A 12,547-nucleotide genomic window follows, 5' to 3' on the forward strand; every position below is an offset into this window, starting at 1 on the left:
GTCTTATCTTGATGATCAGTCGGACTGCTCGGCGGATTCGCCGGCGCCGACCGAAGCAGATGCGCCAACCAGCTCGGGAGCGGGCGCTGATTGCTCTTCCTCAAGCTGCGGCTCCTCGAACGACTCGCCCTTGAAGGTGAACTCGCCCAAGATGCCCTCGCCTTCAGCGTCCACAATCACGCGGTGGCCGTCAGCCAAATCGCCCAGAAGAATCTTCTCGGAGATGGCGTCCTCGATATCGCGCTGAATCACGCGGCGCAACGGACGCGCGCCGAGCAGCGGATCGAAGCCCTTCTGCGCGAGCAAATCCTTGGCCGCATCCGTCAGCTCCAGCGCCATGTGACGGTCGAACAGACGGTCATTGAGCTGCTTGACGTCCAAGTCGACAATCTGACGCACCTCTGGCTCCGAAAGCTGCTTGAAGACAATAATGTCGTCCAGGCGGTTCAGGAACTCCGGGCGGAACTGCTGCTTCAATTCCGAAGAGACCTGATCCTTCATGCGCTGGTAGCTCGACTCGGTGTTCGCGCCCAAGCTGAAGCCCGTATTGGCCGCCTTGGCGATGTCTCGCGTGCCGAGGTTGGTGGTCAGGATGATGATGGTGTTCTTGAAGTCCACCTTGCGGCCTTGACCGTCCGTCAGATGGCCGTCATCGAGCACCTGCAACAGCGTGTTGAAAATGTCGGGGTGGGCCTTTTCGATCTCGTCGAACAGCACCACGGAGAACGGCTTGCGGCGCACCTTCTCGGTGAGTTCGCCGCCCTCCTCGTAGCCGACATAGCCCGGAGGCGCGCCGAACAGACGCGAGGCGGCGTACTTTTCGGAGAACTCGCTCATATCCACGCGAATCAGCGCATCCTCGTCGTCGAACAGGAACTCGGCCAAAGTCTTGGCCAGCTCGGTCTTGCCCACACCGGTGGGGCCGGCGAAGATGAACGAACCGGAGGGACGCTTGGGGTCCTTGAGCCCCACGCGCGTGCGGCGAATCGAGCGCGACAGAGCGGAAACGGCCTCGTCCTGGCCGATGATGCGCTTGTGCAACTCGGCTTCCATATTGAGCAGCTTTTTCGACTCGGCTTGGGTGAGCTTGACCACCGGAATGCCCGTGGTGGACGAAATCACCTCGGCGATCACGTCCTCATCCACGACCATCTTCACGTCGGACTCGCCCTCCTGCCAGGCGGCCTGCTTCTCTTTGAGCTCGGCTTGCATCTTCTCCAAGTCGTCGCGCAGGGCGGCGGCCTTCTCGAAGTCCTGATCCTTGACGGCCTGCTCCTTGTCGGCGTCCACCTTGGCGACCTTCGTCTCAAGCTCCTTCAGCTCGGGCGGGGTGGTGAGCCGCTTGATGCGCAGACGCGCGCCGGCCTCGTCAATCAGGTCGATGGCCTTGTCGGGCAGGTTGCGATCCTGAATGTAACGCGCCGACAGCTCGGCGGCGGACTGCAACGCTTCATCGGTGATGGTGACGTGGTGGTGGTTCTCGTACCGCTCGCGCAAGCCCTTCAAAATCTCGATGGTCTCGGCGATGGTCGGCTCGTGCACCTGAATGGGCTGGAACCGGCGTTCCAGCGCCGCGTCCTTCTCGATGTATTTGCGGTATTCATCGGTGGTGGTGGCACCGATGGTCTGAAGCTCGCCGCGCGCCAACATGGGCTTGAGCATATCGGAAGCGCCGAGCGCACCGTCCGCGGAACCGGCGCCCACGATGGTATGAATCTCGTCGATGAACAACACGATGTCACCGCGGGTCTTGATCTCCTTCAAGACCTTCTTCAGACGCTCCTCGAAATCACCGCGATAGCGCGAACCGGCCACCATGGAACCAAGATCCAGCGAATAGACTTGCTTGCCTTTGAGCGTTTCAGGCACATCGGCAGACTGGATCTTCTGCGCCAAACCCTCAACGACGGCGGTTTTACCCACGCCGGGCTCGCCGATCAGCACCGGGTTGTTCTTGGTGCGCCGCGACAGCACCACCATCACACGCTCGATCTCCTGGGTGCGCCCGATCACCGGGTCGAGCTTGCCTTCGGCGGCCTCAGCCGTCAGGTTGCGCCCGAACTGGTCGAGAATCGCCGAGCCGGACTTGTTGGACTTGTCGGTCACGCCGCCGGCGTTCGCCAGCTCGCCCTTGCCCGCGTTCGTGGAATTGCCGCGAATCATATCGATGGTGGACGAGCGCAAGTCACCCAAATCGACGTCCATCTTGATGAGCACCTGCGTGCCCACGCCCTCGCCCTCACGAATCAAACCGAGCAGGATATGCTCGGTGCCGATGTAGCTATGGCCGAGCTGCAAAGCCTCACGAAGGCTCAGTTCCAACACCTGCTTGGCGTGGGAGGTGAACGGAATGTGTCCGTTGGATGTGGCGTTGCCCTTGCCAATCATCTCCTCGACCTGCTTGCGTGTGGCGTCGAGCTCCACGCCCTTGGCTGCGAGCGCCTTGGCGGCCACGCCCTCGCCCTCGCGAATCAAACCGAGCAGCAGATGCTCGGTGCCAATGTAGTTGTGCTGAAGGGTTCGCGCCTCTTCCTGCGCCAACACAATCACGCGCCTGGCACGGTCTGTGAACCGTTCGAACATGCTTGCCTCCCTAACACAAGAAACACTGCGTTTCACTTTAGCGATTCGCGGTGACGTTTCCCTAAGATTCACTCACTTTTCCGCTCAGAACGTAGTGGCACAGGCACCCCGGCGCATGGGGGACGCATAGGGGAAGTATGCTTGGGTTGTTGAAGAAGAAACCCGAGCGCCAGGAGGCGAACGATGAATGACAGCACCACCCAACGCGCGCAATTGGCCGATATCGTCGTCGGCGTCGATGGCTCCGACGAATCGTTCGCGGCACTGAAATGGGCCATGCGCGAGGCCGCGCTCACCGGCCAGCGCATCAATGCCGTGTTCGGCTGGACGCACTCGTGGGACACGGCCGGCGACGAGCCGGACAGCGAGGAGGCGTGGGATCGCGTGCGGCGGGGCATCGCCGACGAGCTGCACGCATGGGTCGACAAGACCAGCGCGAGCCTTGATTTCGACCCCGGCAAGCTGACGATGACCTCGGTGCATGCCTCCGGCACGTCCGCGCTGTTGCAGCTCGGCAAGGACGCCCAGCAGATTGTGGTGGGTCGTCGTTCGTTGGGTCGCGTGGCGCGTTGGTTCATGGGTTCGCTGTCCGCGTCGTTGGCTGAAGCGGCGCAGGTGCCGGTGACGGTGGTGCGCATTGCGGGAAGCGAGGATGAGTCGGTGACCGACGACATCGCCAACGCGCTCACGCCGGGCAACCAGACGGTTCATTATGTTTCGAGCGAAGGCGTGCCCGAGGCGGCGCAACGCCCCGTGGTGGTGGGGGTCGATGGTTCGAAGACGTCGCTGAAGGCGTTGGAGTTCGCCGCGCACGAGGCTCAAGTGCATGACCTGCCGCTGCATGTGCTGTTGTGCTGGCAGCTCAAGGATTTGGGCGCAGTGCCTGGTTATGAGAACGCGGTGCCGCCGATTGAGGCGGGGCAGCAGCGCGCCGAAGAGATACTTGCCAATCTGCTTGGATCCGCGGCCATCGCGCCGCAGATCAAGGTGGTGCCCCACGCTTTCCATATTCCGGCGTCAAAGGGGTTGATCGCCGCGTCGCGTTACGCCAGTCTGCTGGTGGTTGGTTCGCGCGGGCTGAGTGGCCTCGACGCGCATTTCCTGGGTTCGGTTTCCCGGCAGATCGTCAATTTCTCCGAGTGCACCGTCACCGTCGTGCACTAATGGTTTGGCGGGGATTTATTCCTCGTCTTCGGCGTCGTCGTTTTCTTCGATGGCCTCGTCTGAAGCTATGGCGACGACTTCTTCGAGTTCGGGAGTGTCGTCGTCTTCGGTGAGGTTGCCACGCACGTCATCGGAATCGATGTCGATTTCGGTGTTCTCGTCGATGTCCTCTTCGCTGGCCTCATCCGACTGTTCAAGGGCTTCGACCGCACCACGCTCCTCGCGCGGCTGCTGGGCGACCACGTCGATGCGCAGGTCGTCCAACGTGGGCTTCGACTGCACCCACAGGCGGCTCAGCTCCGGCGGCTCGATTTCGGAATGCTCGCCGCAACCGTGATCGAGCGAGACCACGCGCCCGTCGTCGGGACTCCATTTATTCGCGCACACGCCGAACAGCAGGTTCAGCTCGCCTTTCAGCGGCACGAAGAAACCGCAGGTGGAGCACAGGTTGCCTTCGGCGGTTTTGGTGGAAAGAGCCTTCGGCCCGCGAGGCCCTTCATACCAACGCTTCGTGGCTTGCGCCCGCCCCAATGGGGAGAGCACATGGCGACGCGACAGCGCAAACTCCTCGACGATGTCTTCGGTGGCGTCGTCCGACGCGACATCATCCGAGGCAGCGTCACTCGGCATGGAATCATCAGACTCAGCACCTTCAGCAACCGATTCGGACTTGCCATCATCCGCCTCAGCATCATCGGCAACCGGCTCGGTTTTTCTGAACCCATCCTCAAGACGCGGATCATCCGGATCGGTGCCAATCGAATCGGTGGGTGCCAAATCTTCAGGCCTCAGACGATCCTTCCACGGCACCCACGCGGGCGGCAGCAGCGCCTCGTCAGTGGGAATCAGCGAGGATTCGTTGACCGTCCAGGTGCCGGCCTCCTCATCGTGGTACAAGGTGATGGACCACTGCCAGCCCTCATACCCGCGCACATGCGCGCCGAGACGAAAATCGGTGACGCAATCCCCCAAATCGATGGTCTCGACCACATCACCCACCTGTTCGGGTTCACCAGCCACTTCAATGGCCACGGCGCGTGCGATATCACGCGGGTCGAGCTGCTTGGGGGTTTTGGAGCGTGCCATGAATCAGTCCTGTACGTCGAAATTGTCGGCCACCGCGCGCAACAGCGCCGCGAGCTTGCGGCTTTCGCCGGAGGAAGGGTAGCGATGGCGGCGCAAGGTATTGCCCGCGGAATCCAGCATCTTGATCAGATCCTCGCAGATGGCGGCCATGTCGTCCGGCTTCGGGCGGGTGGCCTTGACCAGCGAAGGCGCGGACTGCAACAGCGTCATATCCATCGCCTGAGGCCCCTTGCGCCCCTCGACCACGGAATATTCCACCTTTGTGCCCTTGCGCAACGTGGTCACGCCGGCAGGCACCGCGGTCGCGGGCAGGAAGACATCCCCACCATCATCACTGGTGATGAAGCCATATCCCTTGGCGGCATCGAACCAACGAACTCGACCGGTAGGCATCGCGCATCATCCCTTTCCTTATGCCTTGATTTCACTCAATCCGGTTTATTCTACCGCACCCGCGCCACCAAAGGCGTGAAGGGTATGTAGTTGTGTCAAGCCGCGTCAGACTGAGCCAGATTGAGCCAAACCGCGTCAGACTGCGCCAAGACAAGACAAGCGGGCTTCAGCGAGCGAGCCACTTGCCCTTGCTTGCCTTGGGCTTGGACTTGTCCCCCTCGTCGCGCGTCTCGTCAGGCGCGTCCGACAGCGACTCGACCGGCCCGATGGGCAGCATGATGGTGATGGTAAGCCCACCATCGGGGGTGTCGGAAGCGCAGATCAGGCCCTGATGCGCCTTGACCACGGATTGCGCGATGGCCAACCCCAAGCCGGTGCCGCCCTTGTCCCGCGCGCGCGAGGGATCGGCGGTATAGAAACGCTCGAACAGCTGCGAGCGCGACTGAGCCGGCACGCCCGGGCCGTGATCCTCGAAACACAGCACGGCGTAATTCGTGCCGGCATGCACCGACTGCCCCACTTCGACCGCATCGAGAAAACGCCTCATGGAATCGTCCATCGACGGCAACGCCGCAAGCTCAGCCGGGCGCACCGAAGCGGGGAGCACCCCCACGGCGACGCACACCGGGGAATCAGGCGGCGTGTACCGGTGGATATTGCCCACGATGTTGGTCACCACCTGGCGCAAACGCAACGCGTCACCCATCAGCGTGACGGGCGGCATATCCCCATCGACGATATTCAGCGCGGCGGGCTGTTCGCCCGAGGGAGCGAACGCCACCGTGCCCAGCCGCACCGTGCGATCAGGGTCGAGCGCGTGGAGGTCGTCCACCGCATCCGTCACCAACGCGGTGAGCGAAACGCTCTGCGTCAAATCGATGCCGCGCCCCTCGTCAAGCCGCGCGAGCGAGAGCAGATCCTCCACCAGCACCGTCATGCGCTGGCTGGAACGTTCGATATGCGCGATGGATTCGTCCGCCCGCTCAAGCGCGCCGGGCAAGTCGCGTTGCATGGTGTACAGCTCCGCATATCCGTGGATGGCGGCCAGCGGGGTTCTCAGCTCGTGGCTCGCGTCGGAGACGAAGCGTTTCATCTTGGCCGTGGTCTGTTCCTGCTCGTGGAAACTGTGTTCGATGCGCGCAAGCATCGTGTTCAGCGAGGCGGAGAGCGAGCCGACTTCGGTGTTTTCCGGGGCGGGCGGCACGCGCTGACTCAAGTCTCCCGCCGCGATTTTGGCCGCGGTTTTCTCGATGCGCTTGAGCGGGTCGAGCGTGCGTTGGATGATCAGCGCGGCCAGCGAGCCGCCGAGCAGCACGATGGCGATGCCCACGATGATGCAATATCGCGTGAGTGTGTTGATGGTGTCGATCTGATCCGACAGCGACAGGCCGATGAACACCACGCCTTTTCGCTGATTGGTTTTGTCGGATTCGTCCACCCAGTTGAACGCGGCCACGCGCCAGGGGGCGCTTGCCGTCTGCATGGTTTTGTAGCTGACATTGCCTCCGACGGTTTCGGAAGACGTGGCGTCGTCGCCGTCCGAGTCCGAACTCAAATCATGGGTGGTGGCCATGCGCACGACGGCGCTGGTGGTATATGGCTTGCCCAGCATGGAATCGTAGATTTGATCGTCCGGGGGCAGTTTGGGCATGGACACCACGTTGCCGTCGAGCACGGGATAGAGCGGGGTGGCCACTTCGCCTGTCAATTCGCCGTTTTCAGCGTATCGTATCTGCAAAAAGTAGCTGCTGAGGCCGTTGGTCTGCTTGTCTGCCTTACGCAACACATCGATGTTGCGCATCACGAGTGTGCGTTGCGAGATGAGTTCGTTATCCGTTTTCTGCAGCAGATAGTTGCCGACCATCTGGCGGATGGCTGCTGAAATGCCCACGGTGCCGACGATGAGCACCACCAGCGTGCAGGCGACGAGTTTGGCGCTCAGCGAAATGCGGTCGAGACGGTTGATGAAGAAATGAGTGAACCGGTGCCATATCGACGGTTTCTTCTTGCGCATGGCAGGGCTTCCGAGCGACTGCGGTGCCGCCGGAGCTGGTGCCTGGGCATCGACAGGCTGGCCTGTCTTGGGTTTAGAAGATTGGCTCATCATGGGTTCGGGTTTGGGTTATGACTTGGGTTCACGAATCATATAGCCGATGCCGCGTTTCGTTTCGATCAGCGGAACGGCCTTGTGCATCTTGCCGTCTTCTCCCCTCACTTCGACGCCATCTACCTTCTTGCGCAGATAGGAGATGTAGCTTTCCACGATGGCCGCGTCGCCGCCCCAGTCGTATTGCCACACATGGTCGAGAATCTGCGCTTTGGACAGCACGCGGCCTGAATTGTCCATCAGATAGCGCAACAGCTTGTATTCGGTGGGGCTCAGGTCGATGGTCTGCCCTGCGCGGGTGACGTCGTGCGAGTCCTCGTTGATTTCCAGATCGGCCACGCGAATGATCGGGTCGTCCTCGACTTCCTCGCGCGTGCGGCGCAGAATGGCGCGGATGCGGGCCACGACCTCCTCAAGGCTGAACGGCTTGGTGACATAATCATCGCCGCCGACCGTCAGCCCCATCACCTTGTCTTGCGTGTCGTCGCGGGCGGTGAGGAACAGCACCGGCGCGTCGATGCCTTCCTGGCGGATGCGGCGGGTGACGGTGAAACCGTCGATGTCGGGGAGCATGACGTCGAGCACGATCAGATCCGGCTGAACCTTCTCGATGACTTCGATGGCTTCGGAGCCGGAGGCGGCGGTGTTCACTTCAAAACCGGCGAAATGCAGGGAAGCGACAAGGAGTTCTCGGATGGATGGCTCGTCGTCAACGACAACAATCGATGCTTCTATGGGCTTATTCATGGTTCCAGCTTGTCCCCACTGCCTGTAGGTTTCCTGAACGTCGTCTGGGCGTTTTGCTGGCAGCGATATCAGTCGGATTCATGCGGGTCTGTTTGAGGCGCAGGAGCGGGCTCCTCGCTTGACTGGTCGACTGACTGCCTCATGTACTGCTCCGCGTATTCGGGCGCTACGTCTGACTGCTCGATGGGTTCGGATGCCTCGTCCCGCTGGGAATCGGCCGTCTGAGACTCATCGGATTCAAGGCTTTCCTCGATAATTGCCTCTTCGTCGTCGGCTGAATCCGCTTTGCCCTTGCGAGCCTTGCGGCGATGCAGCATCACCGCGACAACGATCACCGCCACAAGCGCGACCAGCGTTGCCCCCAGGCCAATCACGCCGACCATCGCCGTGGTGGACGATGTGTCGGTCTTCTTCTCCTTGGCGATCTCGTCCATCATCGCAATGGCCGCGCCCGACCAATCCTGTTCGCCGCTGGTGGCGAGCTTGTCGTAGGCGGCATTGCTCAGTGCGTCAATGGTGCTCTCCTTACGCAGCCATTCGTCGGAATTGGAGGAGGACGCCACCACCAGACTGCCGTCACCGGAGGCGACCGCGAGCAGCACCGTATTCGGCTTCGGGTTGACCGACTCGAGCACCTGAGTGACGAACTCGACGGGCTTGGCCGTCTCGCCGAAACTGTCCACATACAGCAGCCGCACGATGACGCCGGTGTCGGCCTTGGTCTGCTTGACCTTGTCGGTGACGGCGAAGACGTTCGACCCGAGCAGGTTCTGAGGGTCGGTGATGTCGTCCGTCATCGTCCCCAGCGCGTCGGCCGCTTGGGCGAACGGAGTTATCCACAATGCACAAATAAGCGCCAAAATCAAGCAAATAAGCCGTTTTGCCACGCGCGACACGCCGGTAAGGGGGGCTTCGCCCACATTACCTGTTTTCGCGGTGCCAAGCTGTTGCAATGTCATACACTCCACCTTACCGACCGGTTGCGCCAAGCGGACGGGCGGCGACAATATCAACCAAACCAACCATAAGGAGACAACGATGCCTCAATATCAAGTGGATTCCGAACAGATCCAATCCTCAAGCGCGGCCGTGCAGAACTCGGTGGGTCAGATCAGACAGGCCGTGGCGGGCATGTATGCCAACCTCAACAACCTGCAGAGCGTTTGGAAAGGCTCAGCGGCCACGCAATTCACTTCGGTGGCCGCCGAATGGCGTTCGGCGCAACAGCGCATGGAGGCCTCGCTGGAGGCGATTCAGCACGCGCTGACGCAGGCCTCCGCGGTCTACGCCGACGCCGAATCCGCCGCCTCCCGCCTGTTCGCGCAATAACGACAAGGGGTTCCTTGGCCTAAGCCAAGGAACCCCTTGAAGTTAACGGGCTATACGCGAATCAGTAGCCCATGTCGGCGCCCTGAGCGGGGGCGGGAGCCGGAGGCTCGGGCTTGTTGGCCACGACGGCTTCGGTGGTCAGGAACAGACCGGCGATGGAGGCGGCGTTCTGCAGGGCGGAACGGGTCACCTTCACCGGGTCGGTCACGCCGGCGGCGAGCAGATCCTCATACTCGTCGGTGGCGGCGTTGAAGCCCTGGCCTTCGGGCAGGTCGCGCACCGTGTTGAACACCACGTCACCGGAGACGCCGGAGTTCTCGGCGATCTGCTTGATCGGGGCCTCGACGGCGCGGAAGACGATGGCGGCACCGGTGGCCTCTTCGCCGGTGAGCGAAGTGATGGCCTCGTCGCTTTCGGCCTTCTTGGCGGCCTGAACGAGGGCCACGCCGCCGCCGGGCAGCAGGCCTTCCTCGATGGCGGCCTTGGCGTTGCGCACGGCGTCCTCGATGCGGTGCTTGCGTTCCTTGGCCTCGACCTCGGTGGCCGCGCCGACCTTGATGACGGCCACGCCACCGGCCAGCTTGGCCAGGCGCTCCTGCAGCTTCTCGCGGTCGTAGTCGGAATCGGTGTTTTCGATTTCGGCGCGAATCTGAGCCACGCGAGCGGCCACGTCCTCGGAGGAGCCGCCGCCGGCGACGATGGTGGTCTCGTCCTTGGAGACGATGATCTTCTTGGCGGTGCCCAGCACGGACATGTCAACGGAGTCGAGCTTCAGGCCCAGCTCGTCGGACACGACCTGCGCGCCCGTCAGGATGGCCATATCCTGCAGCATGGCCTTGCGGCGGTCGCCGAAGCCCGGAGCCTTGACGGCGCAGGACTTGAAGGTGCCGCGGATGGTGTTGAGAATCAGGGTGGGCAGCGCCTCGCCGTCGACATCTTCGGCGATGATCATCAGCGGCTTGCCGGTCTTCATCACCAGTTCGGCGATGTGCACCACATCCTGCTGGGAGGAGAGCTTGCCGGAAGTCAGCAAGATGTACGGGTCCTCAAGCACGGCGGTCTGGTCTTCGGCGTTGGTGACGAAATACGGGGCGATGTAGCCCTTGTCGAAACGCATGCCCTCGGTGAAGTCGAGATCCAGGCCGAAGCGGTTGTTGTCCTCAACGGTGACGACGCCGTCCTGACCGACCTTGTCCAGCGCCTCGGCGATCTTCTCGCCAACCTCGGGGTCGGCGGCGGAGATGGTGGCGGTGGCGGCGATCTGGTCCTTCGTCTCGACGTCCTTGGCGGCGGCGACGAGTTCCTTGACGATGACCTCGGTGGCCTTCTCAATGCCGCGACGCAGCGCGATGGGGTTGGAGCCGGCGACCACGTTCTTCAGGCCCTCATGCACGAGGGACTGCGCCAGCACGGTGGCGGTGGTGGTGCCGTCGCCCGCGACGTCGTCCGTCTTCTTGGCGACTTCCTTGACCAGCTCGGCGCCGATGCGCTCATACGGGTCGTCCAAATCGATTTCCTTGGCGATGGAAACGCCGTCGTTGGTGATGGTCGGCGCGCCGTAAGTCTTGTCGAGCACGACGTTGCGGCCCTTGGGGCCCAGCGTGACCTTGACGGTGTTGGCGAGCTTGTCGAGACCACCCAACATGCCCTGACGGGCTTCCTCATCATACGAGATGATCTTTGCCATGGTGTTTATATCCTCCAAATGGCTGATGTGTACTAGGTTCCACTCGCGAAACGTGAGGCCGCGCAATCGACCGTCAGCCGCCGACTGGCACCGACGCCTCCCGAGTGCTAACTGTGAGATTAGCACTCAAGGCATGAGAGTGCCAACATTCGCGCCGCCGATTGCGCCTTGGGCGTGAAAATCAGGGTGGAAATATAGAAAAACCCCGTCATACAGACCGGGGCAAACTGAGATGTACGACTTCTCAACCATCACGGACGGGTTATGTTATATCGGCGGGATTCACAGCTTGGTCACCGAGATGGCCTGCAATCCCTTTGGTCCTTTCTCAACTTCGTATTCGACTATATCGCCTTCGTTCAGGGTTTTGAACCCTTCCGATTGAATCACCGAATAGTGGACAAAAACATCTTCGTCCCCTTCAGCCGGTGTGATGAAACCATATCCTTTGCCATTATTGAAGAACTTGACTGTTCCCTGCGTCATACTACCTTCCCTATGAACATTGAAAACAATGAGTTACCGATACGACAGGGACACTAAAACCACACCGCCTCCCCCGCCATGCGATTCGTCGGACAAGTATAGCAACTTTCCGGGCCGACACGCGCCGCGCAACGCCCGCATAGCAAATATCACGGCGGATGGCCTTATGGCTCAATGTCCGCGCCGTGCCATAACGGCATCGGTGCTCAGTTCAACAGCACCACGACAATCGACGACGACAGGCCGGTGGTTTGCTCCACGTTGGAGATGCCCAGGGTGTTGGCGACATCCTGCGCAGTGGCCTTGTCGCTCTCGTTCTGATACCACACCACCGTGGCGCTCGGCAGCGTGCCGGTGGGATTCGCGGCGACGACGCTCGTATATCCCGCCTGATCGAGCACGCTCTTCTTGGTGGCGGCGTAGCCGGCGGTGTTGGTGCCGTTGACCACACGCACCGCAGTAGCCTTGTTGACCTGCGCGGCCTGGCGGGCGGCCTCCTCCTCGGCCTGCTTCTTCGCAGCCTCTTCCTCCTCAGCCTGCTTCTTCTTCGCGGCGGCTTCTTCTTCCGCCTGCTTTTCGGCGGCGGCCTGCTGCTCGGCGGCCTCTTCCTCGGACTGCTCGCTGGAGGTGACCTGGCTGCTGGTACTGCTGGTGGTGGTGTGTGACCAAGGCCACTTGATGTTACTGATCTCGCCGGAGAGCGCACCCCAAACGAGGAAACCGCACAGCGCCGCGACAATCACGACCACGACGAGCGGCAGGAAGCGCGATGCCGCACTGCGCTTGCCACGATGGACTCCGACAGGCCCCTGCGGCGGATTGTCGAACGCGTCGGTCTCGTAGAGCGCTACATCATGCTCGTCGTTGTTCGTCATAACATCAATCCTTCCATCACATGACTCCCCACATGAAGCTACCCACGAGTGTAACGTCACGGCAACCCCACAGATGTGCGCCACACGCCT

General features: G+C 61.7%; 11 protein-coding genes. 2 read left to right on the forward strand and 9 right to left on the reverse strand.

Annotation, left to right across the window (positions count from 1 at the left end):
- Positions 1–15: 15 nt before the first annotated feature.
- Complete coding sequence (locus G1C94_RS06125; protein WP_172146274.1) at positions 16–2,583, reverse strand: ATP-dependent Clp protease ATP-binding subunit; 2,568 nt, start codon at positions 2,581–2,583, stop codon at positions 16–18.
- A 183-nt stretch (positions 2,584–2,766) separates the two neighbouring features.
- Here G1C94_RS06125 and G1C94_RS06130 point away from each other — a divergent pair, with 183 nt between their 5' ends.
- On the forward strand, positions 2,767–3,747 hold the full coding sequence (locus tag G1C94_RS06130) for a universal stress protein (RefSeq protein WP_172146277.1): 981 nt from the start codon (positions 2,767–2,769) through the stop codon (positions 3,745–3,747).
- 15 nt (positions 3,748–3,762) lie between these two features.
- Here the strand turns inward: G1C94_RS06130 and G1C94_RS06135 are convergent, their stop codons facing one another.
- The 5 genes from G1C94_RS06135 to G1C94_RS06155 form a co-directional block, all read right to left on the reverse strand.
- Positions 3,763–4,833, reverse strand: a complete 1,071-nt coding sequence (locus tag G1C94_RS06135) for a DUF3027 domain-containing protein (protein WP_172146280.1) — start codon at positions 4,831–4,833, stop codon at positions 3,763–3,765.
- Between the two features lie 3 nt (positions 4,834–4,836).
- Positions 4,837–5,226 carry a cold-shock protein gene (locus G1C94_RS06140; protein WP_172146283.1) on the reverse strand — a complete coding sequence of 130 codons (390 nt, stop codon included), beginning with the start codon at positions 5,224–5,226 and terminating at the stop codon, positions 4,837–4,839.
- A gap of 166 nt (positions 5,227–5,392) precedes the next feature.
- Positions 5,393–7,330 carry a sensor histidine kinase gene (locus tag G1C94_RS06145; RefSeq protein WP_172146434.1) on the reverse strand — a complete coding sequence of 646 codons (1,938 nt, stop codon included), beginning with the start codon at positions 7,328–7,330 and terminating at the stop codon, positions 5,393–5,395.
- 18 nt (positions 7,331–7,348) lie between these two features.
- Entirely contained in the window at positions 7,349–8,080 is a 732-nt protein-coding gene (locus G1C94_RS06150) for a response regulator transcription factor (protein WP_172146286.1), read from the reverse strand.
- Positions 8,081–8,148: 68 nt separating this feature from the next.
- The gene (locus tag G1C94_RS06155; protein WP_172146289.1) at positions 8,149–9,039 is read right to left on the reverse strand and encodes a TPM domain-containing protein; all 891 of its coding nucleotides are present in this window, start codon (positions 9,037–9,039) and stop codon (positions 8,149–8,151) included.
- A gap of 79 nt (positions 9,040–9,118) precedes the next feature.
- Here G1C94_RS06155 and G1C94_RS06160 point away from each other — a divergent pair, with 79 nt between their 5' ends.
- Positions 9,119–9,409, forward strand: a complete 291-nt coding sequence (locus G1C94_RS06160; RefSeq protein WP_172146293.1) for a WXG100 family type VII secretion target — start codon at positions 9,119–9,121, stop codon at positions 9,407–9,409.
- 61 nt (positions 9,410–9,470) lie between these two features.
- Here G1C94_RS06160 and groL read toward each other — a convergent pair whose 3' ends face one another.
- The 3 genes from groL to G1C94_RS06175 form a co-directional block, all read right to left on the reverse strand.
- A complete protein-coding gene (gene groL / locus G1C94_RS06165) occupies positions 9,471–11,096 on the reverse strand; it encodes a chaperonin GroEL (protein ID WP_172146297.1) in 1,626 nt (541 codons plus the stop codon).
- 282 nt (positions 11,097–11,378) lie between these two features.
- A complete protein-coding gene (locus tag G1C94_RS06170) occupies positions 11,379–11,582 on the reverse strand; it encodes a cold-shock protein (RefSeq protein WP_172146300.1) in 204 nt (67 codons plus the stop codon).
- Between the two features lie 206 nt (positions 11,583–11,788).
- The gene (locus tag G1C94_RS06175; protein ID WP_172146303.1) at positions 11,789–12,457 is read right to left on the reverse strand and encodes a LytR C-terminal domain-containing protein; all 669 of its coding nucleotides are present in this window, start codon (positions 12,455–12,457) and stop codon (positions 11,789–11,791) included.
- Between the last annotated feature and the right edge of the window lie 90 nt (positions 12,458–12,547).

The organism is Bifidobacterium panos (assembly GCF_012932445.1).
GTDB lineage: Bacteria > Actinomycetota > Actinomycetes > Actinomycetales > Bifidobacteriaceae > Bifidobacterium > Bifidobacterium panos.